Origin of the sequence: Rhizobium mulingense (genome assembly GCF_029194105.1) — a bacterium.
GTDB classification, from domain to species: Bacteria; Pseudomonadota; Alphaproteobacteria; order Rhizobiales; family Rhizobiaceae; genus Rhizobium; species Rhizobium mulingense.
Map to the genome: position 1 here is coordinate 1 of NZ_JARFVE010000017.1, position 26,667 is coordinate 26,667.

21 protein-coding genes and 1 pseudogene are annotated in these 26,667 nt (G+C 55.5%); 18 read left to right on the top strand and 4 right to left on the bottom strand.

What is annotated here, in order from left to right; genetic code table 11:
- Positions 1 to 554: 554 nt before the first annotated feature.
- Positions 555 to 1,322 (bottom strand): SDR family oxidoreductase, encoded by a 768-nt coding sequence (locus PYR71_RS27840; protein WP_004671535.1) that lies wholly within the window; start codon positions 1,320 to 1,322, stop codon positions 555 to 557.
- Positions 1,323 to 1,456: 134 nt separating this feature from the next.
- Between PYR71_RS27840 and PYR71_RS27845 the strand changes: the two genes are divergently transcribed.
- From PYR71_RS27845 to PYR71_RS27880, 8 genes are all read left to right on the top strand, one after another.
- Positions 1,457 to 1,966, top strand: coding sequence for a flavin reductase family protein (locus PYR71_RS27845; RefSeq protein WP_008534378.1), 510 nt, complete (start codon positions 1,457 to 1,459; stop codon positions 1,964 to 1,966).
- Positions 1,967 to 2,038: 72 nt separating this feature from the next.
- The gene (locus PYR71_RS27850) at positions 2,039 to 2,446 is read left to right on the top strand and encodes a carboxymuconolactone decarboxylase family protein (RefSeq protein ID WP_008534380.1); all 408 of its coding nucleotides are present in this window, start codon (positions 2,039 to 2,041) and stop codon (positions 2,444 to 2,446) included.
- Positions 2,447 to 2,506: 60 nt separating this feature from the next.
- The gene (locus PYR71_RS27855) at positions 2,507 to 3,628 is read left to right on the top strand and encodes an LLM class flavin-dependent oxidoreductase (RefSeq protein WP_011053356.1); all 1,122 of its coding nucleotides are present in this window, start codon (positions 2,507 to 2,509) and stop codon (positions 3,626 to 3,628) included.
- A 123-nt stretch (positions 3,629 to 3,751) separates the two neighbouring features.
- Entirely contained in the window at positions 3,752 to 4,921 is a 1,170-nt protein-coding gene (locus tag PYR71_RS27860; protein WP_008534383.1) for an ABC transporter substrate-binding protein, read from the top strand.
- Positions 4,921 to 6,216 (top strand): LL-diaminopimelate aminotransferase, encoded by a 1,296-nt coding sequence (locus tag PYR71_RS27865; RefSeq protein WP_011053357.1) that lies wholly within the window; start codon positions 4,921 to 4,923, stop codon positions 6,214 to 6,216. The genes PYR71_RS27860 and PYR71_RS27865 overlap by 1 nt, the downstream gene beginning before the upstream one ends.
- Before the next feature lie 11 nt (positions 6,217 to 6,227).
- Positions 6,228 to 6,626 carry a GFA family protein gene (locus PYR71_RS27870; RefSeq protein WP_008534386.1) on the top strand — a complete coding sequence of 133 codons (399 nt, stop codon included), beginning with the start codon at positions 6,228 to 6,230 and terminating at the stop codon, positions 6,624 to 6,626.
- A 359-nt stretch (positions 6,627 to 6,985) separates the two neighbouring features.
- Positions 6,986 to 7,504: an NAD(P)H-dependent oxidoreductase gene (locus PYR71_RS27875; protein WP_004671524.1), complete on the top strand. Its 519-nt coding sequence runs from the start codon at positions 6,986 to 6,988 to the stop codon at positions 7,502 to 7,504.
- Between the two features lie 16 nt (positions 7,505 to 7,520).
- Positions 7,521 to 8,801 (top strand): bifunctional 3,4-dihydroxy-2-butanone-4-phosphate synthase/GTP cyclohydrolase II, encoded by a 1,281-nt coding sequence (locus PYR71_RS27880; protein ID WP_082935757.1) that lies wholly within the window; start codon positions 7,521 to 7,523, stop codon positions 8,799 to 8,801.
- A 235-nt stretch (positions 8,802 to 9,036) separates the two neighbouring features.
- Here the strand turns inward: PYR71_RS27880 and PYR71_RS27885 are convergent, their stop codons facing one another.
- Complete coding sequence (locus PYR71_RS27885; protein WP_037145482.1) at positions 9,037 to 10,143, bottom strand: NAD(P)-dependent alcohol dehydrogenase; 1,107 nt, start codon at positions 10,141 to 10,143, stop codon at positions 9,037 to 9,039.
- A gap of 363 nt (positions 10,144 to 10,506) precedes the next feature.
- On the bottom strand, positions 10,507 to 11,136 hold the full coding sequence (locus tag PYR71_RS27890; protein WP_064842555.1) for a 2,3-bisphosphoglycerate-dependent phosphoglycerate mutase: 630 nt from the start codon (positions 11,134 to 11,136) through the stop codon (positions 10,507 to 10,509).
- Positions 11,137 to 11,391: 255 nt separating this feature from the next.
- Here PYR71_RS27890 and PYR71_RS27895 point away from each other — a divergent pair, with 255 nt between their 5' ends.
- The 10 genes from PYR71_RS27895 to PYR71_RS27940 all read left to right on the top strand — a co-directional run bounded on the left by PYR71_RS27895 (position 11,392) and on the right by PYR71_RS27940 (position 25,628).
- Complete coding sequence (locus tag PYR71_RS27895) at positions 11,392 to 12,480, top strand: substrate-binding domain-containing protein (RefSeq protein ID WP_004671515.1); 1,089 nt, start codon at positions 11,392 to 11,394, stop codon at positions 12,478 to 12,480.
- A gap of 55 nt (positions 12,481 to 12,535) precedes the next feature.
- The gene (locus PYR71_RS27900) at positions 12,536 to 14,065 is read left to right on the top strand and encodes a sugar ABC transporter ATP-binding protein (protein ID WP_170964873.1); all 1,530 of its coding nucleotides are present in this window, start codon (positions 12,536 to 12,538) and stop codon (positions 14,063 to 14,065) included.
- Between the two features lie 12 nt (positions 14,066 to 14,077).
- Positions 14,078 to 15,019, top strand: a complete 942-nt coding sequence (locus tag PYR71_RS27905) for an ABC transporter permease (RefSeq protein ID WP_004671512.1) — start codon at positions 14,078 to 14,080, stop codon at positions 15,017 to 15,019.
- A 5-nt stretch (positions 15,020 to 15,024) separates the two neighbouring features.
- Complete coding sequence (locus tag PYR71_RS27910) at positions 15,025 to 16,023, top strand: ABC transporter permease (RefSeq protein ID WP_026188838.1); 999 nt, start codon at positions 15,025 to 15,027, stop codon at positions 16,021 to 16,023.
- Positions 16,024 to 16,081: 58 nt separating this feature from the next.
- Positions 16,082 to 17,185 carry an NAD(P)-dependent alcohol dehydrogenase gene (locus tag PYR71_RS27915; protein ID WP_004671507.1) on the top strand — a complete coding sequence of 368 codons (1,104 nt, stop codon included), beginning with the start codon at positions 16,082 to 16,084 and terminating at the stop codon, positions 17,183 to 17,185.
- A 12-nt stretch (positions 17,186 to 17,197) separates the two neighbouring features.
- Positions 17,198 to 17,509, top strand: a complete 312-nt coding sequence (locus PYR71_RS27920; protein WP_004671505.1) for a putative quinol monooxygenase — start codon at positions 17,198 to 17,200, stop codon at positions 17,507 to 17,509.
- A 63-nt stretch (positions 17,510 to 17,572) separates the two neighbouring features.
- The gene (locus PYR71_RS27925) at positions 17,573 to 18,838 is read left to right on the top strand and encodes an NAD(P)/FAD-dependent oxidoreductase (protein WP_077991326.1); all 1,266 of its coding nucleotides are present in this window, start codon (positions 17,573 to 17,575) and stop codon (positions 18,836 to 18,838) included.
- Between the two features lie 296 nt (positions 18,839 to 19,134).
- Positions 19,135 to 20,100, top strand: a complete 966-nt coding sequence (locus tag PYR71_RS27930; RefSeq protein WP_008534397.1) for a helix-turn-helix transcriptional regulator — start codon at positions 19,135 to 19,137, stop codon at positions 20,098 to 20,100.
- A 292-nt stretch (positions 20,101 to 20,392) separates the two neighbouring features.
- Entirely contained in the window at positions 20,393 to 22,654 is a 2,262-nt protein-coding gene (locus PYR71_RS27935; protein WP_077991327.1) for a methyl-accepting chemotaxis protein, read from the top strand.
- A gap of 175 nt (positions 22,655 to 22,829) precedes the next feature.
- Positions 22,830 to 25,628 carry a sensor domain-containing protein gene (locus PYR71_RS27940; RefSeq protein ID WP_077991329.1) on the top strand — a complete coding sequence of 933 codons (2,799 nt, stop codon included), beginning with the start codon at positions 22,830 to 22,832 and terminating at the stop codon, positions 25,626 to 25,628.
- A 747-nt stretch (positions 25,629 to 26,375) separates the two neighbouring features.
- Here PYR71_RS27940 and groEL read toward each other — a convergent pair.
- Positions 26,376 to 26,599, bottom strand: a pseudogene (gene groEL, locus PYR71_RS27945) (chaperonin GroEL); the annotation flags it as partial.
- Positions 26,600 to 26,667: the final 68 nt, after the last annotated feature.

Sequence of the window (26,667 nt, forward strand, 5' to 3'; positions counted from 1 at the left end):
CTCGAACAGAATGATGAATGGGCCGTTCAACGCGCCAGGTATATGACGCTTGAGACCATGGCCCAAATGAGCGATGAGCCCCAAATCAGCCTGCCCGCTGTGGCACGCTGATATCCCCTCCGACCCGACCTCGGAAAGCACGGCAATCAGCCGTCAGCTACCCCACCTCCCGGGACACGATCGTATCACCTTGTATTCCGGACTAAACTTATGCCGACAGCGTTGCGATAGAGGGCATTCGGAACCAGCATGCGGCTATTCCGGAAGGTCGGCACTCGCATGACGTCATCTGACCGACATCGTGGGGTTATTCGACAAAAATTGCGAAATGTCCTTGATCCAGTTTCCGCTGTTAGATCTCGTTGTCGCCGGCAGTCCTTTCTCTATCATATTTGCTGGAGCGTGCCGCAAGTCCGACAAGAGCTGCGCCTAGGCCAACAGCTCTGTGCTGTCATTGACGGGTTAGGAACACGTCAATGATCAACGAGGCTGGAGCCTTATACCCCGGTGTTCCTGCCTCAAATGTAAGGGCATGACGAGTGCCGCCCTTTCCTTCACTTGACCAGGTGGTTTCCGATCGAGGAGCCGCCATCGACCGTCAGAATGCTACCGGTCGCGAACCTCGAACGATCGGACGCAAGAAAAAGCATTGCTTCAGCAATCTCTTCAGCTGTCCCCATCCGATCCATGACGGCACGGGCGTTGAAATCGCTGCGAAGCTTCGCGGGGTCCTTCGCTTCGGCGAAGATTTTCGTGAAGTAAGGAGAGTCGATTGTCCCTGGAGCGACCGCGTTGACACGAATTCCCTCTTTCGCATGATCCATGGCCATCGCGCGCGTCAGCGAAGATATTGCTCCTTTCGATGCTACGTAGGCAGTCCTGTCCGCGATTGCTGAGGTTGCGGTGTAGGAAGTCGTATTGATGATCGAACCTCCGCCGTTCCGTCGCATAACAGGAATGACGTACTTTGAGCAAAGGAAGATCCCTTTGACGTTTACGGACATAATCCGGTCCCAAGTTTCTTCAGGAATGGTCACCACATTCCCCGTCGTTCCGAACCCGGCATTATTGACGAGCACGTCGACCCGGCCCCACTTTGCGGTCGTCTTCTCAACCATGCTTTCCGCGTCCTTGGCGGACGAGACGTCGACGCGAACACCGAAAGCCTTCGAGCCGATCTCGTTCGCCACACGAACCGCGGCGTCTTCATTGACATCAGCAACAACCACATAGGCGCCGTTCTTTGCGAAAAGCTCGGCGGTCGCACGACCAATGCCGCTGCCGCCCCCTGTGACGATACAAACCCTTTGATTCAAATCCATCGACCATCTCCTCATTTTTGGGTGCCTTAGAAGACATTTTAGCAGACAATCTGTCAATTGTGAAAATCCAGTTGACAGATTGTCTGCTGATCTGTTTATCTAGGCTCGATCGAATTTGGCCGTGGGAGGACAATATGGCCGATACCAGCACTGAGGCGCAGTTGGCTTTTAAGGCAGCTATGCGTCGGTTCACATCAACCATCTGCTTGATCACGACCGAACTCAACGGGGTCCGTCATGGCATGGCCGCCACCGCGGTCCAGTCGGTTACCGCGGACCCACCAACTGTTCTTGTCTGCATCAACCAATCGGCTTCGGTGAATCAGCCTTTGAAGATCTCCGGGAAGTTCGCCGTGAACATGCTGCATCTTTCACATGCCGATCTTGTGCCGCTGTTCAGTGGGCAATTGAAGGGTGAAGAGCGCTTTCATTACGGCGAGTGGCTGTCTCTCGACGGCATGCCGGTCCTGTCCGATGCGCAGGCGGCGTTTGTCTGCAAGCTAAAAGATGTCGTTCACGTTGGAACGCATGATGTTGTGCTCGGAGAAGTGCTCGAAGCACGGTTCATCGAGTCAATCGCGCCGCTTCTCTACGAAAACGGTCAACTCGTCAGGTCGTCGTCCATCAGTGGATCGGCCGCATAGTAGGTGGCTTTAACCACCAATCACATCACTCATCGAAAGCCCAAGGGCGGCAAGGAGAAAAGCGTGAGCAATATGGCACCCGCAAGAGAAATTCATGGACGTGAAGTCACAGAGCGCTTTGAGCGCGGACTAAAGACCCGGCGCGAAGTCTTGGGGGGGGCCTATGTTGATGCGTCGGTCAGCAAAGCCACCGACTTCAATTGGCCGATGCAAACCCTCGTCACGGAATACTGCTGGGACGCGATTTGGAATCGGCCGGGCCTGGAGCGCAAGCAGCGCAGCATCCTCAATCTCGGGATGATTTCGGCCCTCAATCGTCCGCATGAGCTGAAACTGCATGTTCGCGGAGCAATCAACAACGGTCTTACCAAAGAGGAAATTCGGGAGGTTTTCCTCCAGGTTTCGATTTACTGCGGTGTTCCTGCGGCCATCGACAGCTTCCGCGTGGCAGCGGAAGTTTTCGACGAGATGGGCATCTAGTTATTCAACGCATTTGAGTGGGCTGAGCATCATCCGTTGCCAGCCCGAGGAGGGACTACAGTGACCGCACAAGACGATTTCCGCGCTGCCGGAAACCCAATGTTCAATGATAACAAGCTCAAGCTCGGCGTATTTGGCACGAATTGCTCGAATGCATGCGCGATTACGCTCGCTGAGACAACGTTCGAACCTACCTTCGACCACAACGTCGAGATTGCAAAGAAGCTTGAGGCAGCCGGTTGGGAATGCATGGTGCCGATTGCACGCTGGCGTGGTTTTGGCGGTCCTTCAAACTTCAATGGCGTGAACATGGATACGTTCACCTGGGCGGCCGCTCTCGCGGCGGTCACCACGAAGCTCCAGTTCTTCTCAACGACTCACATTCCGACGCTAAACCCGATTGTTGCAACCAAGATGGCGACAACAATCGATCACATCTCGAAGGGTCGATACGGCCTCAATCTCGTTACCGGCTGGTTCACTCCCGAAATGGAAATGTTCGGAGTTCCTATGATGGAGCACGACACCCGCTATGAATACGCCACTGAATGGATGGATATCGTCGAGACGCTCTGGAAACGCAATGGCGTTACCTTCGAAGGCGAGTTCCTCAAAGTCAAAGACGCCTTCAGTGAACCCAAACCCTACAACAAGGCGGGTCGCCCGCTCCTGATCTGCGCCGGCGCCTCGGGCAAGGGACTGCATTTCACCGCCAAGTTCTGCGACTTCAACTTCGGCTTCATGCAAGACATGGAATCGGGCGCTGCCTGGGTCAAAAAGGTGAAGGACCTGGCGCGTACTGAATATAACCGTGATCTTGGCACATTCACAGCTTGCCCCGTTATCGTTCGCGAAACGGAGAAGGAAGCAAAGGAATACTACGACTACTACGTCAACCAGAAGGGTGACTGGGAGGCATGCGAGAACATCTGTGAAGTTCTGCAGGTGCAATCTCAAAACCATTCTGCCGAAATGTATCAAAAATTCAAGGAACGCTTCGTCGCTGGCTGGGGTGGATACCCGATCGTCGGCAATCCAGAACAAGTCGCCGACAAGCTCGTGGATCTCAGCAATACAGGCGTCAACGGCGCCTTGCTGACAATGGTCGATTACAACGAGGAACTTCCCTTCTTTAACGACCGTGTCATGCCGCTGCTCAAGCAAGCCGGTCTGCGCAACTGAACCAGTCCTCGGGACGGCGATTGCCGTCCCGACACGAACTCTGCCAGATTCTGGCAGGATTTTCGCGGCTGGCGGCCAAAGGGGCCGGCGGTTGAGCGGAACCACAAGGGGAGGAGGCCCTGAATGCTGAAGAAAATCGTTGCAGCGCTTTTTACGCTGTCGAGCCTTTATCACATGAACGGCGTGGCGAAGGCTGACGGCCTCGATTCGTTGCCGCCGGACCAAAAGGCGCTTTACGAGAATATCGATCCCGCCATTCCGCTCGGGGGGACGGTGTACAAAGATTTTGTTCCAAAACGTCCACCGCCGTGGAAAATTGGTTATGCATCCACATATGCCGGTAATACCTGGCGCGCGAACATCCTGGACGAATTCACCAACGTATTGCTTCCGAAATATAAGGAAGCAGGCCTAGTCTCCGATCTTATCGTCACGCAGTCTGACCTCAAAGACGCTGTCCAAATCCAGCAGATGCGGCAGATGGTTGACGACGGTGTTGATGCGATCGTCATTTGCTGCTCGAACATTACCGCACTTAACAAGACCATAGAGTATGCTCATTCGAAAGGCGTGCCAGTCTTCTCAGTCTCGGGCTATGTCACATCACCCTACGCAATCAATGCCACAGAGAATAACACCGACGGTGGCTACAAGGCTGCTGAATGGCTTGCCAAGGAAATCGGTGAAAAAGGCAACGTCCTGATGGTATCGGGCATCCCCGGTTTCGCATCATCGGACAGCTTCGACATCGGCGCGAAGAACGCGTTCGATAAATTCCCCGGTATCAAAATTGTAGGCACGATAGCTGGCAAATGGACCGACCAGGTCGCCCAGGTTGAGGTTCAGAAGTTTCTTGCCACCAATCTTGCTGAGGTTAATGGCATTCTCGTTCAGTCCGCTTCAGAAAACGGTGTCGTGAACGCAGTACAGCAATCCGGCCGCGACATGATGCCTATCGTGCTCGGGGGTGAGGCTTCCGCAGCCTGCTACTGGCGTAAGAACCCTGATTTCATAAGCAAGAGCTTCCATTTCTGGCCGCCGCGGTCTGATGCCCGCCTTGTGTGGGACGTCATGATGCGAACGCTCGAAGGCCAGGGACCAAAGATCCAGTCGATTCTTCGTCCTGCGCTTCCTTACACCATTGATGACGTGAAGGAAGTGCTGAAGGAAGATTGCGATCCCAATTCTACGGATTGGATCGAGCCGAAGAACAACGGCTGGTGGCCTGCAGACGTCGCTGCAAACTACTTCGAACGTCCTGAAGATCCGTTAGCTTGGCGGCCGAAGAAGTAATGAATGTTCTCCGGAAGGAGACCTCCCAGCCTCCCGCGTCGGTTTCTATAATCGGCGCGGGAGGTATCTGCGATTTGATTGGAAATAGTGTGCTGGACTTTCACAGAATTCAACGTTTGCCGCCTTATGTTTTCGAACAGGTCAACCGTTTGAAAGCAAGCGCGCGAGCGGGCGGCGCCGATATCATTGATCTCGGCATGGGAAACCCCGACCTTCCGACTCCCCAATCGATCGTCGACAAGCTGTGCGAGGTCGTGCAGGATCCGCGCACCCACCGTTATTCCTCCTCCAAGGGCATTCCGGGGCTGCGCCGCGCCCAGGCCGCCTATTATGCCCGCCGCTTCGGCGTCAAGCTCAACCCGGATACCCAGGTGGTTGCCACCTTGGGCTCCAAGGAAGGCTTCGCCAACATGGCGCAGGCGATCACCGCGCCCGGCGACGTGATCCTCTGCCCGAACCCGACCTATCCGATCCACGCCTTCGGTTTCCTGATGGCGGGCGGCGTGATCCGCTCGATGTCGGTTGAGCCGGATGAGAGCTTTTTCCCGCCGCTGGAGCGGGCGGTCCGACATTCGATCCCGAAGCCGTTGGCGCTGATCCTCAACTACCCCTCGAACCCGACGGCCCTCGTCGCGACGCTCGATTTCTATAAGGACGTCGTCGCCTTCGCCAAGAAGCATGACATCATCGTGCTTTCCGACCTTGCCTATTCCGAGATCTACTTCGACGGCGCTCCGCCGCCATCGGTTCTCGAAGTGCCTGGTGCAATGGATGTGACCGTCGAATTCACCTCGATGTCGAAGACCTTTTCCATGCCCGGCTGGCGCATGGGCTTTGCCGTCGGCAACGAGCGGCTGATCGCGGCGCTCACCCGCGTCAAGTCCTATCTCGACTACGGCGCCTTCACGCCGATCCAGGTGGCCGCGACCCATGCGCTGAACGGCGACGGTTCCGACATTGCGGAGGTTCGCAACGTCTACAAGCGTCGCCGCGACGTCATGGTCGAAAGCTTCGGCAAGGCCGGCTTCGACGTGCCGCCGCCGGCTGCCACCATGTTCGCCTGGGCGAAGATCCCCGAAAAGTTCCGTCATCTCGGTTCGCTGGAGTTTTCCAAGCTGCTGGTCGAGAAGGCCGACGTCGCCGTTGCACCGGGTATCGGCTTCGGCGAAATGGGCGACGACTACGTCCGTCTGGCGCTCGTCGAGAACGAACACCGCATCCGCCAGGCTGCGCGCAACATCAAACGCTGGCTTAGCGGCGACGAGAAATTTGAAATCAACGTAATGAATCAGTGAAAGGATACCCGATGCCAATCTTCGGATCATGCCAATGCAAAGCCGTTACGTACCAGGTTCAGGAAATTGATGGACCCATGTGGAATTGCTTCTGTCAAACATGCCGGAAGTCCCACGCCGCTGATCACAATACCGCTGCGAAGGTGAAAAGCGAGCACTTCAAGATCCTTACAGGCCAAGATACGCTTCATAGCTTCGAATCGACGCCTGGAAAGCTGCGGTGGTTTTGTTCGGTATGTGGCTCGCACGTTTATGCGGAGCGGCCGGCCAGCCCGGAGCTCAAAGTCGTTAGAGCCGGCACGTTCGATACCGATCCTGGAAGTGTGCCGATGTCAAACGTATGGGTATCGCATGCGAAACCTTGGCTCGCCCATGATCCATCGAAGGCAAGCTCACCAGAGTTCCCGTAAGTGACCGGGATACTACCTGTCGTAACTGAGGTGGAGTCACGGCGACCGTATATCAAGCGGCAACGCCTCATTCCTGTCCAGGAGGTTCTAACGCAAACGTGCTGGGTCGGTAAAAGCGGCAGGGATTGGAGACAATAGGTTCGCTTGCACGGCGAGCCCACCCATTGAGAGAATAAAGTCGTACGAGACAGAAGACTTCTGCGAAGCAATCCAGCCTTCGAGGTTCGGAAATTACGGGTTGTGAGGGCTCAGGACACCGCAGGACTATTTTTGCCCCCACGGGTCCTCAACGACCTCCATTGCGGTGTGAGTGAAAATTGTAAGATTGTCTTATGCGAGAATGTTGGGAGTCCTGTGACATGAAAGTTGTTGTAATAACGGGGAATTTATCGCGCCCCTCGAAAACCCGGGCCGTAGCAGACTTCATGGTGGATCGGGTGCGCGCGTCCGGCAACGAAGCAAGCTGCTGGGACCTTGTCGACCTTCATCCGCACCTTGGGGCAACAGTGTTGCCCTCCAGCGCCGCTGAGATTGTTAAAGCGGCACTCAACGATATTTTGGCTAGTGACGTGCTAGTTGTTGGTAGTCCGGTCTACAAAGCATCTTACACTGGGTTGCTGAAGCATTTATTCGACCTTGTCGACATGAAAGCGCTTAAGGGCCGCTATGTGATCCCTTTTGCAACCGGTAAAGCATCGAGTCACAAGCCGCTCGTCGAAGCCTCGATGGAAGCCTTATTCGACTTTTTCGAAGCGCAAATACATAGCCGTTTCATTTTCGCTCTCGATGAAGATTTTCAGAACGATGCTCTTTCTGAGAACCTGCGCGCGCTTGTCGACAGAGAGCTCGATGCCGCGCGTCGCGCCGTCAGCCCATAATAAGGAGGAGGATTCCATGTCTTTTTCGAGCATAGATGAGGCGATCGAGGCGATCGAAGCGGGCGAGATGGTTATCGTGGTCGACGACGAAAATCGGGAGAATGAAGGCGACCTAGTCGTTGCTGCCGAAAAAATAACAGCTGAGCACATCGCTTTCATGATGAAATATGCGAGAGGCCTTATCTGCGTGCCACTTCCAGCCGAACGTCTCGACAAACTCGAGATCCCCCTGATGGTCACACGTAATTCGGACTCACTGCAGACGGCATTTACCGTTTCCGTCGATTGCAAACACGGCACAACGACAGGGATTTCAGCCGAAGATCGAGCAGCAACCGTCAAGTCGCTCATCGATCCGCAGACGCGGCCGGAAGACCTATCGCGGCCGGGTCACATTTTTCCTTTGCGTGCAAATCGTCTCGGTGTCCTGGGCCGTCCTGGCCACACCGAAGCTGCCGTGGATCTTGCACGACTGGCCGGCCTGGCGCCGGCTGGCGTAATCTGCGAGATCGCCAATGACGACGGAACCATGTCTCGACTGCCAGATCTCGAGAAGTTCGCAATCGAACATGGCCTGCACATAGTAACGATCGACGCTTTGATTGAGTACTGCAGGAGTCGTGATACGAGGGTAAAGCGTTACGCGCAGTCCTTTATGCCAACGCGGTTTGGGGATTTCAAGGCAATTGCTTATCGCGATAGTTTGACGGGAACGGAACACTTAGCTTTGACACTTGGCGAGTTGTGCGAGAAGGAAGACGTTCTGGTACGGGTGCATTCTGAATGTCTGACAGGTGAGGCGTTCCGGTCCATGCGATGCGACTGCGGTCAACAGCTCGAAATGGCTCTTCGGGCGGTCCAGTTAGCGGGCGCTGGTTGCGTGATCTACATGCGTGGGCAAGAGGGGCGTGGCATTGGCTTAGGAAACAAAATTGCGGCTTACGGCCTGCAGGATCATGGTCGTGATACTCTTGAGGCAAATCGGGAACTCGGCTTCGCATCTGATTCCCGCGAATATAACGCAGCGGCGGATATCATCCGCGACCTCGGTATCGGCAGCGTTCGGCTTCTGACCAACAATCTTGCAAAAATAGAGGCGCTGCGAACGTCAGGCGTCATCGTGTCGTCTCGCCAGAGTCTGATCGCCGCATCTAGCGCGTCCAACATCACTTATCTTAAGACAAAGCGCGATCGGTTTGGCCACCTGTTGGACCAGGACACGTCAGCTGAACACGTCGGCCGGAACAACGTCTTTTCAGTGTTTGGCGCGCAGGTGTTCTCTGGACCCCTTGGGTAGCGGAGCCGCCCTCGCCACTTACCTGCCGGTGATTGTAGGGGGCCGCCTTTGACCGGCAGAGTCCTAGAGCTTTTGCGTCGGCCCTGCCAGCACATCATTCGTGCAGGCGTATCGGAGTGATGTGGCCCGCGATTGCATCGAAAGCAGCGTTCGACCATATCTCGTCTTGAGCACGGCTGTTCCGACGGATCGCATTTAATCGCGGTCCGTCTTGTCTTTCGAAAAGTCTCGCAAACTAATGCTTCATGCGAAGGATCGGCTTAATGACTTTGCCGCTCTCGGAATCAGCCATCGCCTCGTTGATCTGGTCGAGGTCATAGAACTGAACCAGTTTGTCGAACGGGAAAAGTCCCTGCTGCCAATACTCGATCAACTGCGGGACGAACTCGGACGGAATGCTTTGTCCTTCGACAACGCCGATCAATGTGCGGCCGAAAAGGAAGTTCCCGATATCGATCGTGCCTTCAGTGCCGAGAGCGGACGAGCCAACGAGACCGCATGTTCCCGGCGTACCAAGGCAGTCGACTGCCTGACGGAAAACTCGTGGCGAACTCGTGCATTCCAAGCTGAAATCAACGCCTGCGGGGACGATCTTCCTGATCGCGGCAACGCTGTCCAATTTGCGGGCATTTATCGTGTGCGTCGCCCCGAGTTCGCGCGAAAGTTCCAGCCGTTCATCGTTCAAGTCGATCACGATGATGGTCGCGCATCCGGCGATTTTCGCGGCCATCGTAGCCGCCATGCCAACCGCACCAGCACCGAACACTGCTATTGACGAGCCGGGCTTCGGCTTGAGGCAATTCAGTACCGCGCCAGCACCGGTCTGAAGCCCGCACCCGAGCGGTCCAATCAACTCGAGTGGAACATCCTTTGCAACCTTCACGGCGTTTCGTTCGCTGGCGATGGCGTAGGTTGCAAATGACGACTGCTCGAAGAAGCAGCCACTAATCTGTTTCCCGTGAGAATCATGGATCGGGCAGGTGCCATCCGGACGAGTGCCGCGGAAATTGCGACCGAAGAAGTCCTCGCAGTAGAAAGGTGTACCGGAAAGGCACTTTTCGCACTTGCCGCAATAGGCGTAGCTCAAAGCAACGTGATCACCGGGCACAAGATCTTTAACTGCGCTCCCGACGGCCTCGACGACGCCAGAGCCTTCGTGTCCCAACACAACAGGTTGAGGTACGTCATATCCCTGGTCCCTGACCACCAGGTCGGTATGACATACCCCCGATGCGACGATGCGGACCAAAATCTCGTCTGCACGAGGTTCCTCAATCCCTATGCACTCCAAGATCAAGGGCTTCGCCTTTTCGCGCGAGACCGCCGCATATGCCTGCTTCATGTAACTGTTCCTCCAAGGCTCACAACGCAATTCGCGCGAACGTACTCATCGTCAGACAATCAGTCAATAATTACTCTGTTAAATTAGATCAGTTCAACCGGAGCAGGGCTGCATTTTTGCAAAGTCACGAGTGAACGCTGATTTGAAGTGATCAAAGGGTTCCGTGCATGTTCGAAAGGGAGCATGCGTCTTGTCCCGCTTTGGGCTGAAAGATCGGCAGACGAAAATTTAGTAGCAACGTGTGAGGCGAGCCGGATGGCGTCGCTTGCCGACGTCGAGCCGGTTCTGAAGGCTATCGACAGCTTCGAGACACCGGTATTGCCAAGTTTAACCGACTACAAACGATGCTACTGCCAGCCAGGCTTAACAGACAGTACCAACCAGGACGTTAGTCTTCTCGATGATCGAGAGGTCCGACGCAATCCGGTATACAGTTGGCGCGGCGGTCGGTGACTCAATAGCGAGCGTATCCTGGATCGTGAGGCGTTCGATGCCCTGCTTTAGTGACCTGATCGTATTCCCGTGGGCCACCACAAGAACCGATTTCCCTCTCAACAAGGGGGGGAACACTTCGCTTATCAAAAAGGGCAGAACCCTCGCGCTTATGTCCCGTATGCTTTCTCCCCCAGGTGGTGGAGTGCTGTACGAGCGGCGCCAAACCTGGACAACATCCTGGCCCCACCGCTCACGTGCCACGTTCTTGTTGATGCCGGTGAGCTGTCCGTAGTCGCGTTCGTTCAACTCGGTTCTCCTGATTGGCTCCAGCAGATCGCCGTTGGTTTCGTTCAAAATCGCTCTGCAAGTGTCAACTGTGCGCAAGAGGGCAGAGCTAAACGCAATATCGAACGAGATGCCGAGGTTCGCGAGCAGTGAGCCGGCTCGCCTGCTCTCAGACCAGCCCTCCTGTGTGAGCGGAACGTCGCTCGTACCCGAGAACTCCCCGCGCGCGTTCCCTTCGCTTTGGCCATGCCGGACAATCACCAGAGTGGACATTCATAACCCTCCCATCGATTTAGCGAACACGAATATTGTCGCACTATCGGACAATCCGTCAAGTGCGACTATGTGCAAGTGAAAACAAAACGATGCCGAAAAAATAAACGTCGAAGTATATATTTATTGACAGATTGTCTGATAGCTCATACCAATGCACTCCGCCGTATTGAGGAGAGTCCGGCACGGCTTGGGAAGGCAAGGCTCTCGCCTTAACAGACAATGCCGCCCAGAGCGGCCGGAGGAGGAATTTTCATGAAGAGACGTACATTTCTACAAGCGAGCGGGGCAATTGCTGTAGCCGGCACGTTCGGAATGCCGGGGATTCTTCGCGCCGACGACGCGATCAGTCTCCTACCTGACACTTGGCCCTCCGAAGGCGCCAACCCAATTGTCGACGCGGGTAAGTTCAAGAAGTCAGGCCCGTGGAAGATCGGACACAGCCACTACGGCCTCGCTGGTTCAACGCATACCTACCAGACGGCGTTTGAAGCCGAATATGAAATAAAAAAGAACAAGGATCGGATCGCTGATTACCAGTTCCGGAGCGCTGATCTCAATGCCTCCAAACAAGTTGCCGATATCGAGGATCTGATCGCCCAGAAGGTCGATGCGATCATCATCGCACCGCTAACCACCGGTTCCGCCGTCGAGGGCATCAAGAAGGCAAAGGCTGCTGGCATTCCAACCGTAGTCTATCTCGGACGCGTCGACACCGAGGAGTTTACGGTTCAGGTCCAGGGCGACGACTTCTATTTCGGGCGCGTGATGGCTCAGTTCCTCGTCGACAAGCTTGGCAACAAGGGCAAGGTATGGGTTCTGCGTGGCGTCGCCGGGCATCCCATCGATGCAGATCGTTATGCAGGCGCCATGGAAGTCTTCAGCAAGTCTGGACTTCAGATCACGTCGACCCAGCACGGAAGCTGGTCTTATGAGGACTCAAAGAAGATCGCCGAAAGCCTGTATCTCTCCGACCCCGATGTCGCGGGCATCTGGACCGATGGAGCCAACATGTCTCTTGGCGTTTTGGATGCCTTGCAGGAGGCTGGCGCCTCAACGATCCCGCCAATCACGGGCGAAGCACTTAACGGCTGGATGCGTCGTTGGAATGACGAAAAACTTTCCTCGATCGGTCCGATTTGCCCACCCGCTCTGTCTACTGCCGCGCTGCGGGCCGCCTTCGCCTTGCTGGATGGGAAGCCGATTCAGCGTAACTGGACGAACCGCCCCAAGCCGATCACCGACGAGACGCTCTCCCAGTTCTATCGCGCAGATCTCACTGATGCGTACTGGGCGCCGACCGAAATGCCGAACGAAAAGCTCCTTGATTATTTCAAGGCTTGATGAACTACGGGCACGATCACTCGTGCCCGTATCCCTGTCGAAGATGGAAATTCCCATGAGCACGCTTGTCGAGATGGTCGGCATCAACAAATCGTTTGGTTTCACGAAAGTCCTTTCGGACGTTCGCTTTTCCCTGGAACGTGGCTCCGTGCACGCTCTGATGGGGGAAAACGGCGCGGGGAAGTCCACCCTGATGCGTATTCTGGCGGGGGTATATCAGCCGGGCGCAGGAAGTGTTCGGCTCCGCGGGGAGGAAGTCAATTTCCGTTCCCCTAAGGAGGCACGGTTGGCGGGAGTGTCGACGGTGTTTCAGGAGTTTACCCTGATCCCCAATCTCACCGTTGCTGAGAACATGTTCCTGGGCCATGAACCTCGTCGCATTGACGGTTCGATCGATAGCGTCGAGGTAGTGAAACGCGCTCGCGCTTTGCTGGCTGACGTATTTCCACAGCTCGACGCAACTGCGATCGTCGAGACACTGACTGTCGCGCAGCAGCAGGCAGTAGAGATCGCGAAGGGACTTACGTCGAACGCGGACGTATTCATCTTCGACGAGCCAACGGCGGCGTTGAACTCGACCGATGTCGCGCATCTTTTCAAGGTTATCCGCGACCTTAAGGCTCAACATAAGGCTGTCGTCTACATCTCTCATCGCATGAATGAAGTCTTCGAACTATGCGACACCATCACCGTCATGAAAGATGGCGCTTGGGTAAGGACTGCAAGAGCGCAGGACTTCAACTTGCAAACGCTGGTAGCGACAATGGTTGGTCGCGAACTTCAGAACTTCTTTCCGCCGCGCTCGCAGGCCACCGGAGCGGCAATGCTGGAGGTTTCGGACTTGCGCCTCGACGACAGCAGCTCGACAGTCACTTTCGTTGTCAGAAAAGGTGAAATCATCGGGCTGGCAGGGCTCGAAGGACAGGGCCAGCGAGAGATAATGCGTGCCATTGTGGGCGTTGAATCGCCAAAGGCCATCGCCGTGTGGCGTGCCGGCCTCGACAACAGCATGCACGTGGTGAATGTAGGGTCAGGGTTCGCTCGCGCGGTCGCATCAGGAATCGGTTTTATCCCTGAAGACAGGAAGCAGGAAGGGCTGTTCCTGCGCCTGCCTATCTACGACAACATCGCGCTGGGAAAACAGCTCAATCGGAATATGGCAAGCGTTGCGTGGCGATCGGTGTCGAGGGTCCGCGAGGTGATCAAGTCGCTACGAGTTGCGGCCGCCGATCCCAATGCGCCCGTAGGTAAACTCTCGGGCGGGAATCAGCAGAAGGTGCTGCTGGGCCGCTGGTTGCTCTCCGGAGTGGACATCCTCGTTATTGAGGAGCCCACGCGCGGCGTCGACGTCGGTGCAAAGGCAGAGATTTACAGATTGCTGCGGGACTTCAGTGATCGTGGCGGTGCGGTCGTGGTTTCGTCGCGCGAGCACGCTGAGCTTATAGGGCTCTGCGACAGCATTTTGGTCGTTCATGACAGGAAGATCGTCGGGCAGATGTCCGCAGAGGGGGCGACCGAGGAAAGAATCCTCGAGACTGCGCTGGGGGCGAGTGCGTCACCGGATCCCCGTGCTGCGGTGCATTGAGGAGGATAACTTATGAATTCATTTGCCAGTCGCCTGAAGCTCCCTTATCGCGCGGGAGCGATCGGGCTTTCCATTGGAACGCTCCTGGTGATGGTTGTCGCCTCGGTAATATTATTGCCGGACTTCATGGATCCGGAGAATTTGTCTAATCTCCTGGCGCAATCGACGGTGCTCGTCATCTCGGCTCTCGGTCAGACGTTCGTCATTCTCACTGGCGGCCTCGACGTGTCGGTTGGGTCCGTCATCAGTCTAACGACGACGATCATGACGCTTGATCTTCCTGAGATAACCCGCGTGCTTATCTGCATCGCGGTGGCGATGGGGTTCGGAGTAGCGAACGGTTACGGTGTCGCGCGCCTCAATGTACATCCAATCATCATGACGCTGACAACAATGGGCATCGGCCAAGGTATCGCGTTGATCATTTTGCCAATCCCAGGTGGGCGCGTTCCGGAGTGGCTTTCCGGCTCGGTAGCCGGATCCATCGGCCCCGTACCTAACTCATTGTTTTGGTTGATCACGGCATCGCTCTTCGCATCCTGGATTCTCTATCGTCGTCCCTTCGGCCTCTACCTCTTCGCTTCCGGCGGCAATGACTTCAACGCACGGATGAACGGTGTTCCCGTCGAGCGCACCATCATCAAAGCGTATGTTCTTTCCGCTCTATTCGCATGCGCTGCGGGGATGTTTCTTGCAGGTCGCCTTGCATCGGGTGATCCTAAGGGCGGCGCTTCATTCGGGATTGAGTCTGTAACGGCTGCAGCATTGGGTGGGGTCCACCTCGCCGGGGGCATCGGAAGCATTGTGGGAACCGTCGTTGGCGCGGCGATCCTCGGGACAGTGAATAATGTGATGAATCTGGCCAACGTCTCTGCATTTCTTCAGTCGGTCGTCAAGGGTGTGTTGCTTCTCGTACTCGTCGTTTCGCAGCGACGCAAAACAATCGGACTTTGAAAGAGATGGACTTCTCGATGACCACATCAGACTCGAAAACTGAAGCACCATCTCGCTCATTGAGGGGTAAGAGCGCCATTTCGTGGATACTCGGGCTACCGCCCGCATACTATGTGCTCGCAATCCTGGTTGCGGTTGCTCCAGCAGTGAGCGCCACGCTCATAAATCCCAACTACTGGTTTGTAATCCTCAAGCAGTCAGCGCCGCTCGGGATCGCGGTGCTCGCCCAGTCGCTTGTCATGCGGGTGCGATCCATCGATCTCTCTGTCAGCGGTATTTTCGCCTTCGCGATCTATCTGGCCAGCTCGGGCCAGCTCAACAACTATCCACCGCTAATGACCGTCCTCATGCCTGTTGTGATTGGGCTAGCTGTGGGGGGTGTAAACGGAATACTCGTAGCATACGTGCGCGCTTCTGCCGTTATCTCCACACTAAGTGTTTCGGCCATTCTGATTGGGATCGTCCAATACATGAGCGCCGGCCGCGCGCCCGGTTCAACGCCAAGCTGGCTTCGAATACTTACGAGCGGCAATATCCACGGCCTTTCCTATTCCGTGGTCCTGTGGATCGTCATCGCCGCCCTGATTTCTATCGCATTTCGCTTTCTCATCGTCGGGCGTTACTTCAGGGCCGTCGGCGACAATCCGAGGGCGGCGGAAACTACAGGAATTCCGTTGGCACGTACGATTTTTGTCTCGCACACGCTCGCGGGCGCCCTGACAGGCATCGCGGCCCTGGTCCAGGTATCCGCGTTGGCGGTCGGCACCATCAAGCCAGGCTTCGACACCTTCATGAATGCGCTCGCCGCCACGATCCTCGGCGGTGTGACGTTCGGCGTCGACCGGGGCGGCGTCGCCGGGCCGTTCGTTGCCGTCGTTGCCTTCAGCTTCCTGTTCGCGATGCTGACCGTCTTCGGCATCCAGGAGCCGGGCAAGCTTATCGTCCAGGGCGTGATCATTGCATTTGCCGCAATCATCTACGGTGCGCGCGCGGGTCGCGTCTAGTCCGTCGGACCGATCAAGTCATTCCCGTAGCAATTGCGGGAGAACGCAGGAGAATATAATGGTGAAGATCACTGCGGCTGTCGCCGTGAAGCCAAAGAGCCCGCTGGAATTCCGTGAACTCGAACTGGCTGACCCCGAAGGCAACGAGATCCTGGTTCGCACGGTTGCGAGCGGGATCTGCCACACGGACTTGCTGCTTCGCGACGGTATTTTTGGCCCGCCGGCACCGGTGATCCCGGGGCACGAAGGCGTCGGCGTCGTCGAGGCGGTCGGACCAGAAGTTCAGAGCCTCAAAGTGGGTGATCACGTCGCACTGAGCCAGAGCTCATGCGGATTCTGCGCCGACTGCCGCCGTTCTCACCCAATGAACTGCCAAAACTATACCCAGTACAATCTTACGGGGCTTCGTCCGAATGGTAAGAAGGCATTGCTCTGCGATGAAGTTGGCATTGGCAGCAATTTCGTGGGCCAGTCGTCCTTTGCGACGCATATCCTTGCGACTGAAAACAATGCAGCGCTTTTGCCGAAAACAGACCTCGACCTTACCGACGCTGCGCCACTCGGGTGCGGCATGGCAACAGGTGCAGGAACAGTGATAAACGCGATGAAGCCGGAAATAGGGTCGACGATAGCCGTTTTCGGCGCAGGTGCTGTCGGCATGGCCGCCGTGATGGCCGCCAAAGTTCGTCGGTGCAGCAAGATTATCATCATAGATCTGAATCAGCAGAGGCTAGACATGGCCATGGGGCTTGGTGCCACACATGCGATCAACGGCAAAGATCCCGACGTAGTCAACCAGATCCATGCGCTGACGGGCGGCGGTGCCGACTTCGCGATCGACGCAGTTGGCATCATTCCGGTTATTCTGAACTCGATCAAGTGCACCCGTGCCGGCGGGCACGTTGTCTTGCTCGGCCTCGACGCGCTCGGGAACGACATTCCCATCCCCCTCGATCTAATGGTGTTCAATCGCAAGATCCAGGGTGCGATCCTTGGTGATCAGATTCCACAGCTGTTCATTCCGCAGATGATGGATCTTAATCAGGCTGGGCTTTTCCCCTTCCAAAAATTGATCACCAAGTATCCCTTCGAGAAGATCAACGAAGCGATCGCGGACGCCGAAGCCGGGCGAGTGATCAAGCCGGTCGTCGTTTTCAACTAGGAGCCAGCGCAAATGACATCGAAGAAGTCAGAGGAACAGCACCTTGTCGTGGAATTCAAAACCACGTCCCAAAATCGAAACCGCGTAAAAGAACTCCTTCAGGAATTCATTGGACCCGCCCGCGAAGAGTCTGGTTGTCTCTACTACGACCTCTACCAGCGGTCGGACGATCCGAACACTTTCATCATCTTAGACGGCTGGCAGAATGAGGCGGCTGTCGTTGGCCATGGCGAACATCCTAATGTCAAGCGGGTGCTGGAGCCTCTTCTTCCACTGTTGGTGAGTCCACCGTCGATTAATGTAAATACCCGTATCAGCGACTGATCGGGCGCAATGGCCATTTCTACGAGGCGCGCGCCCCGAGCGCGCAGGTTTGAGGGAGACGAAATGGATACGCATCGAGTTGTCGTAGTCGGCGGTGGCTTTGCCGGACTCCAGTTAGCGAAGGACCTCGAGTGTCCCGACACTTCCATAACGATCGTCGACAGGCGCAACCATCACCTCTTTCAACCGCTCCTCTACCAAGTTGCCACGACTGTATTGGCAACCTCGGAGATAGCTTGGCCCATCAGAGCATTGTTCAGAGGACGAAAGGATGTATCGACGCTGCTGGGCGAGGTTGTTGGCGTTGATACCGAGGCACGCGTAGTATCGCTCAAGGATGGGAATGCTATTCCCTATGACACGCTCGTTCTCGCGACAGGTGCAAGGCACGCCTATTTTGGCCGGGACGAGTGGGAGCCGTTTGCGCCCGGGCTAAAGGCACTCGAAGACGCGACGACCATCCGGCGGCGGCTTCTTCTCGCGTTTGAGAAGGCCGAATTGGAGGCTGATCCCGAACGGCGGAAGGCAATGCTCACGTTCAGCATAATCGGAGCAGGCCCGACAGGCGTGGAGATGGCTGGGATTATAGCGCAACTGGCCCAACGAACCCTTGTTGAGGAGTTCCGTAGCATCGACACCAGATCGGCGCGCATCCTTCTCATCGAGGCAGGTCCACGTGTCCTACCCGTGTTCCCGGAAGCACTTTCGAGATATGCCGAGCAGTCGCTAATCAAGATGGGCGTCGAAGTGAGAACAGGCATTCCCGTGACGGCATGCAACGAGAACGGCATCGCGATCGGAGATGAGTTCGTTTCAAGCCGGACCGTCATCTGGGCTGCGGGGGTGCAAGCGTCGAACGCCGCCGCCTGGGTCGGTGCTGAAAAGGACAGGGCGGGTAGGGCGGTCGTGCAGCCAGATCTGACTGTTGGCGGTAAGCCCGAGATTTTTATTATTGGAGATACTGCCTCCGTGAAGGCCGCTGATGGAACACCCGTCCCCGGAGTGGCTCCCGCCGCCAAACAGCAAGGCAAATATGTCGCTTCGGTAATTGAAGCACGACGTCTGGGTACACCCACTCCAAGTGCGTTCAGATATAGGCATCTGGGAAACCTGGCTACCATCGGGCCGAATTCGGCTGTTATCGACTTCGGGAAGATCCGGCTCAAGGGCGGAATTGCATGGTGGATTTGGGGGCTTGCCCATATCTACTTCCTGATAGGTACGAGGAGCAGATTGGCAGTTGGACTAAGCTGGCTATGGATCTTTGTTTCCGGCCATCACTCCGCACGTTTGATCACGCAAAAAGAAACCTTAAAGGATGAGGTTTAGTCGCTAGCGCGAGCACGCCCGAGTCTGCTGGGCCGTGAATGGAGACCATCAAAGGCCAGACATTTGGGAATCGGTTGCGAAGCGATGGTTGGCAGCAGGTAACAATTCTGTCGGAGTTCCATATATAACAATGATTGATCTTCGCACTATCAACTTAGGCGACTTCGACTGCGTCGAATTCACGGCGAGGACTGGCCGCGACAAGTCAATTGCCCTGTCCGCCTGTCGTTAGCGATAGGCGGGCCTCATGCTTGAATACCGTTTCGGGAAGGAAGTGATGATGTGGAGAGTTGAGAGTGTCCCCCTCTAAGATTGACCATTTCTCGCTCAAAGGTACCTGCAGCGAGGAACTCGCGGCAGCGCTTTCGAGGCTTTCCCCGCAATCTGAAGCGCATGTACATGGCGATAAGACGATCGCCTACGATGTACATGCGATTACCAATGGTCCGATTGCAGTTATTGCCGCGCACTACGAGGGCGACCTAACGGTCCAGCACCGGGGACCGGCGGAGGCAAACATCATCATGCTTCCACTACATGGGCGATCGGTCGTTACCGTTGACGGCAGACAAATCCCGTCAGAGGGAACGCGGGGCGTTTTCGTGAACAGTATGTCGGCGAGTACGACCCAATTCATTGGGCCCAGGAAACATTTGGGGCTTAGGATCGCCCATGATGAGCTGACGCGCCGTTTGGGATGTCGGCTCAATACGCCAATAAGAGGCAGCCTCGATTTCTCGCCAGAAATCGACCTATCGGTCGGGTTCGGCTCCCTTTTGGTTCAACTGGTACCAGTGCTGTATGCTGGATTACGAGACGGAACCCTCCTTCAATCACCGATAGCACTTCATCACCTCACTGAAACGACGATGGAGCTTTTGATCGAAGCTGCGCAGCATCGCTACTCATCTGAGTTATGCCGCGTTGCTGAATCACCCTTACCCAAGGCCGTTAAGCGGGCGGTCGACTATATGCGTGCCAATATTACTCGGCCGCTATCTCTTGAGGAAATCGCAACGGCTTGTGGCGTAAGCCGACGCACTCTTCAAAGCGGTTTTCGCAACTTTCGGAATACGACCCCTCTGGCATTCCTGCAGCACCTACGGTTGGAATTAGTGCATCAGGAACTGATGACAGGCGAACCTGGCCTCTCGGTCACGCAGGTCGCTCTGAAATGGGGCTTCGTGCATAGAGGCAGATTTTCTGCGGACTATCGCAAGCGCTATGGGGTACTTCCCTCGGAAACATTGCGTATATCATAAGCAGATTGCGCCGACCGAGCTACGATCAGCCGGCACGCTCGACCGTCCTCAAGGCTTGTAGCAACAGCACTCTCCAGAAAAGCCGACTGCCTCGGCCCAAGATCTGTCTTGCAGATGATCCCCTGAACGCGACGATGTTCCGATCTGCGCAACGCAGTTCAAGACCACTACAGGGGTTAATCTTATAGTAATTATGCCGAGGTCATCTCACACATAGCGGTCAATGTCGCAATGTTCTGGACCGCGTCGCTAATGGAAGCCGGTGTAATTTATAGTCGTCTATGAGGAACATATGTCGAGACTGCCGCTATCTCTACTTTTAATGATTTTGGCAATTATCCCGTTGACGGCGTTCGTAATCATCGGAGTATCAACATCACTGGGATATTACCGAGAATACTCTACCTTCCGCAGCGCACAAACAACGCAGCGACTTGGGCGGGAAGGCGGATTCCTCGCCCAAGCTATAGCGGCGGAAGCGTTTGCAGGCGCCGACGTGCGTCGGGCAAAGCAAGCTGCATCGGACAGGGCTTTTACAGCGGTCTTTTCCGCTTACGACTCTTGGAAAAAGGCATTCGACGATCCGGCCATAGAACGGGCGGTACAGATCATTCGTGAAAGGCGGGACAATATCGATAGCTTCCGCCGGCGCGTCGATGACGGAACGGCTAGCGAGGCGGAGGGAGCTGTTGCTTTGCGCCCAGCTGCCCTTGCGGGCTTGGAGCTCGTCCGTCGCACTGGGGCGACTGTCAATGATTTGGATTTAGCACGCCAAATTACCGGTTTTCACGCGCTCATGCAGATCACGGAAGCTAGTTTGCTGGAGATCAGGCCCGGCCGAGCCTACGTCAAAAATTCAGCCATGTCCGTCGATCTATTTTCGTCCCTCTTACAGTCAAAAAATCTAAAGCAGCTTTATGTGCCTGCGATGCAGGAATTTCTCCCCGCCGATCTCGTCAAATCTTATGACGACTTCGAGGCCAGCGCCGCAGGCAAGTTCATCGCGGGCGTTCGCGATCAGATGTATGCAAACCAGCCGGGCGTTTCCTTCCCCCCCGAGACGTTGGATCGATGGAATGAAATCACCCAACAGCGGGCTGCTTTGTTGACCGCACTCATTATGCGCACCGGCGACGAGTTGGACGAGATGGCATTTCAGCGTTACGCCGATCTTCGCAATGCCTTTATCGGCTACTCCGGCGCCACGCTTCTGATCATGTCTACGGTACTCATTTTGTGCATTTCGGTCGTTCGGAGAATTTCAAGCTCCATTCGGACTCTGACAAGCCGAATGAAGGCACTCGCAGAAGGCGATACGTCGGCGCCGGTGCCCTTGACGATCCGACGCGACGAGATCGGGGACATGGCGCGTTGCCTTGAGTTTTTCCGCGGCGCGGCCATACAGAAAAGTAACCTGGAGACATCCGCGGAAGCTGAGCGCATTCGTTCTGACCAAGAGAAGCTGGATATTCAGGTAAGGGCGGAAAAAGAAGCAGAAGAGCGCCTCATCCGAGCGACGACGGCATTGGCAACCGGGTTGAAGCGGATGGCGGATGGAGACTTGATTTATGAGATTGAGGAGCCGTTAGCGCCACAGTTTGAAAGTTTGCGCAGGGATTTCAACGCTTCCATTCGTCAGCTCCGGGACGTGCTTGTTACCGTCGGCCATTCAGTTGAAACGGTCACGAATGGCAGCTCGGGCGTCTCGGCCGCATCTGAAAATCTTTCAAGACTCACGGAGCAGCAGGCGGCTTCGCTCGAGGAAACTGCAGCGGCGTTGGAGGAGATAACCGTCAACGTTGCGTCGACCACGAAGAGGACGGCTGAGGCGCGCGGAGCCGTCCAACAGATGCGAGATCATGCGGAAATGTCCGGTCGGGTTGTACGCGATGCTATCGGCGCCATGAATCGCATTGAAAACTCCTCCAAGCAGATTTCCCAGATCATCAGCGTCATCGACGCGATCGCCTTCCAAACGAACCTCCTGGCGCTGAACGCCGGCGTCGAAGCAGCGCGTGCTGGCGACGCGGGAAAAGGCTTTGCGGTTGTTGCCCAGGAGGTCAGGGAGCTTGCACAGCGCTCAGCGACAGCGGCAAAAGAAATCAAGGATCTCATCGGCAATTCAGCTCTTGCCGTCGACGAAGGCGTAAGGCTCGTGAGTGAAACCGGATCGGGCCTGAGAACGATTGAAGAGCTTGTGCAGGATGTAAATCTTCATATGGACGCAATCGCAACGGCCTCCCAGGAACAATCGTCGGGCCTGCGCGAGATCAACGGCGCGGTTAACCATATGGACCATGCCACTCAAGAAAATGCGAGCATGGTCGCGGAGATGAATACTGCAGGATCGCACCTCGCTCAAGAGAGCCAAAGCCTAGCCGCACTGTTGAAACATTTCCACTTCAAAGACGAGAGCGGGAAGCCACAGAAGGTCACGGGCGAACTTGGGAAGAGCTTCCCGCCCGGTCAGACAATGGTTGACCGCGGAGACTATCCGATGCGCCGTGGTAACCTGGTGCTCGCGCCTTCGAATGATGATTGGCAAGCGTTCTAAATGATATGGGCGGCGTCGCCGACCACATGCAAATACACGTCTTTGATGATTCTGAATGAGAGCGATATCCCGGTGGGGTAGCGGCATGGTACTCCGCCAAATGACTTGTGCGGTCCTAACAAAATGCTGGCTTGACGCATGATTGCTCAGCCACGTGACAAAGCAGGACAGGCACATGAAACACGTACGTCAATCGGAACGCACATCCCGCCCCGAACAGCCTGTGGAAGTGCAGATGGCGACTGATGCTCAAATCGACCAGGGGCGTGGAGCCTTCCGCAACGCGGTCAATGCCAGCCCTCCGCTTGCCACGGGCACGGCCCCGCCATTTTCGGAAGCCTCCGTTGTCCGGCCATCGGACGGTCACGACGCAGATGTCGCAAGTCTGAAGCAACCGTTTGAGAAGGCTTTCCGGGCGAATCCCCGGCATCCTGCGACAAACGTCGACTTGCCATTCAACGCCGAAGAGATGTCCAGTGCCGTCGTACTCGACGCGATCCCGTTACCCGTCTTCTTCAAAAACAGAGATGGGATACACCTTGGTTGCAACAGGGCCTTCGAAAGCTTCTCCGGCCGCTCAAAGGGAGATATTATCGGAAAAACCGTTTTCGATTTGGTGCCCGCACCCATAGCCGAGACGTATGCCGCGTTGGACGAGGCGCTTTTTGCAAATGGCGGTGTTCAGCAATATGAAGCAAAGGCCACCACCGAGAATGGTGGTGTCGTTGATCTTTTACTCAGCAAGACCGCAATCACTGATATCGCTGGTAACAGGATCGGCTTGGTTGGCGCGATGTTGGACATCACAGAGCGAAAACGTGCGGAGCATGATCTCAAAGAGGCTCTTGAATTCGCAGAGGGAATTATTGCCGCCATTCCTGACGTTCTGTTCGAGGTAAATGCCGACGGTCGCTACCTGCAGGTCTGGGCAAGGAATCAGGAGATCCTGGCGCAGCGAAAAGAAGTGCTGCTCGGCAAGCTTGTCCGCGATGTGCTCCCTCCAGATCAGGCCGACATCGCTATGCTGGCTCTTGAAGAAGCCGATGAAACCGGCGCCTCCTACGGTCGTTGTGTCCGTATAGCCCTACCAAACGGCGAATCCCGTTGGTTTGAACTGTCGGTCGCAAGGCGACCAAGCAGCAATCACTCAACCGTCACTTTTCTGGTGTTATCTCGCGATATTACCGAACGAAAGCACGCCGAGGGCACGACTATTGAAGCTCGGGCTCGCCTCCTAAGTGTCCTGCAGACCATTCCGGATATGGTATGGCTGAAAGACGTAACAGGCAAATATCTGTTGTGCAATCATGCCTTCGAAGAATTGGTCGGCAAGGCAGAAGCGGAAATCGTCGGGAAAACGGATTATGACCTGTTTACTCCCGAACTCGCCCAATTTTTTCGTGACAAGGATGAGGAGGCCATGCAAGCCGGCCGTATTCTCATCAATGAGGAACGGTTTACCGCTCACGAGGACGGTCGATCAACGCTTTTGGAGACTCGTAAGGTTCCGGTATTCACGGGGGGAAAGCTGATGGGGATCCTCGGCGTCGCCCGCGATATCACCGAACTGGACACGTCCCGTAAGAAAATCCATCAGATGGCATTCTACGATTCTCTGACCGGCCTGCCTAACCGGACACTTTTCAATGAACGGCTACGCGAGATGATCGGGGACGCGGCTTCGGCGGGCCAGCGAGCCGGGGTGATGCTGATCGACATGGACCATTTCAAAGCGATCAATGACACTATGGGACATCCCGTTGGTGACGAGTTGCTGCGGCAGGTGGCGACACGCATGAAAAAAGGCGTCCGTGCCAGCGACACCGTGGCGAGACTCGGTGGAGATGAATTTGCAGTCTTGCTGCCCAATGTTCAGGACAATGACGATTTGGCTCAAATTGCCAGCAGAATGCTTGCCGCATTCGGCGAACGCTTCATGCTTTCCGACAGGGAGATCTTTGTATCCTGCAGCATCGGGATATCGGTATTTCCAAATGACGGCGACGCTCCCGACGATTTGGTGAAATATGCGGATTCTGCGATGTATTTGGCGAAGCGCTCGGGGCGTAGCAACTTCCGCTTCTACTCAAAGGATCTCACGATTGGGGCTGAAAAGCGCCTAGCGCTAGAATCAGACCTACGCCTAGCTTTGAAACATGAGCAACTTGAACTCCATTATCAGCCAAAGGTCCTATTGGACAACGGAAAGGTGATCGGTTCAGAAGCACTGCTACGATGGCATCATCCGAAGATGGGAATGATCCCTCCGGGAGAATTCATAGGTGTCGCCGAGGAAACGGGATTGATCATCGATCTTGGACGATGGGTGCTGCATGAGGCGTGTTGCACGGCTGCCGTCATGAATGCAGATGGACTGCCCCCGCACAAGATTGCGATAAATTTGTCTCCTAAGCAGTTTCAATGCCCGCGTTTGTCGCAAACGGTGGCGGACGTATTGCAGGAAACCGGTTGTCGTGCGGAGTGGATCGAGGTTGAAATAACTGAGAGTCTCCTGCTCCATAACTGCGAGGGCGTTTCGACGACACTCTCTCAATTGCATGCGAGCGGAATTTCCATAGCGATCGATGATTTCGGCACCGGCTACTCATCTCTGAGCTATTTGGCTAACTTTCCCATTGATACCCTCAAAATTGACCGGTCATTCATCAATCGATCCGACAAGCGAAGTAGAGAACTGGTCAAGGCAATTCTCTCAATTGCGCGCTGCCTAGGGCAAAATGTAGTCGCTGAGGGCGTGGAGACGGTCGATCAAGAAAAATTCTTGGCTGAAAGCGGCTGCGCTGTGGCACAGGGGTTCTACTATAGCAAGCCCATCCCGAAGTCCGAACTTCTCGCTGCAAACGCAGTGCCCGAGTTCTCTCGCGGTGATTCCCATCTTACGCCGATGCCCGCAGAGGAAGGGGTGGCACTCATGCGCTTGCCTCCCGCATCTGTTGGGACCCGAACCGCGTGAAGCCTACGGCTAACAGCGCGCAGGATCCACGCCACCTGCGGCGCTGTTTATACCGCACTCATCCAACGGAAGCCCAAACTACTCTGGGCGATTGGATAAAACGCGGACCAATAGGAACTACTTAAAACTTCAGGTGCTTTGATGTTCCGAAATATGCAGGCCCTGTACCGAATTGCGCGACGAAACATACGTTGACGTGTTTTCGCTTTCGATTGCCATTGCAAAGACTTGCCCAGTACAATCTACTATTCTGCGTCAATATCGTCAAAAGCATAACCGTGCAAAAGCTCATCCCATTTCCCCATCCGAATAGAAATTCTGCGGATTTGAAAAGTTCAACTGCGAATTCGAATGGCTCCGGACATTTCGACATCATCCAATCGCTGAAATCGGAACTTCACGATTTGGCTAGTGCCGTAAATCAGTTGGAGGCGCTATGTGAGTCATACCGATCCCAAGCTGATACGTGCTCGCAACCTGACTGAACGACTGAGCGTCCGCGCTTGTCATCGTATTCCCTATGACCCTCTCTGGGCGTGGCGGCCAGTGGTTCGTTGAATCTTGCCAAACGTTCCCGGATCCCACCACTTCCCGAACACGGGAGCTTCAATTCGATCAACTCGAAACTTTCGGCCATTTGAACGGGTGGCGGAAAAAAACGCCAGCGATTGCGCCGTGATTTCGTAATGGTTCTGCCTATTTGCTGAAGGCGGTCGGCCGATTGGAATGCTCCATCAGACCTCAACTTACCGGCAGCAAGGACTGCAGGTTCGATAGCTTCTTTTCGTGGATGAGGATATACGGATCCTCGAACTCTACCCGCATCTTGTCCTGGTTGGCGACGAAGTAGGGGCTGAGGTACGGGTCGAATTGCATGCGCGCGAAGACTACGAGTTTGGTCTCGGCGGTCTTGGCTTCCTCGACGAAATGGCACTCTCGTTGCTAACCTTCTCCATTGCGTCGACGAGGAACGGCCGCGCAAGGTCGATGCCACGCTTCGGGTCCATCGATTCATCCCGGACGCTCCCGCCTTGCGTAA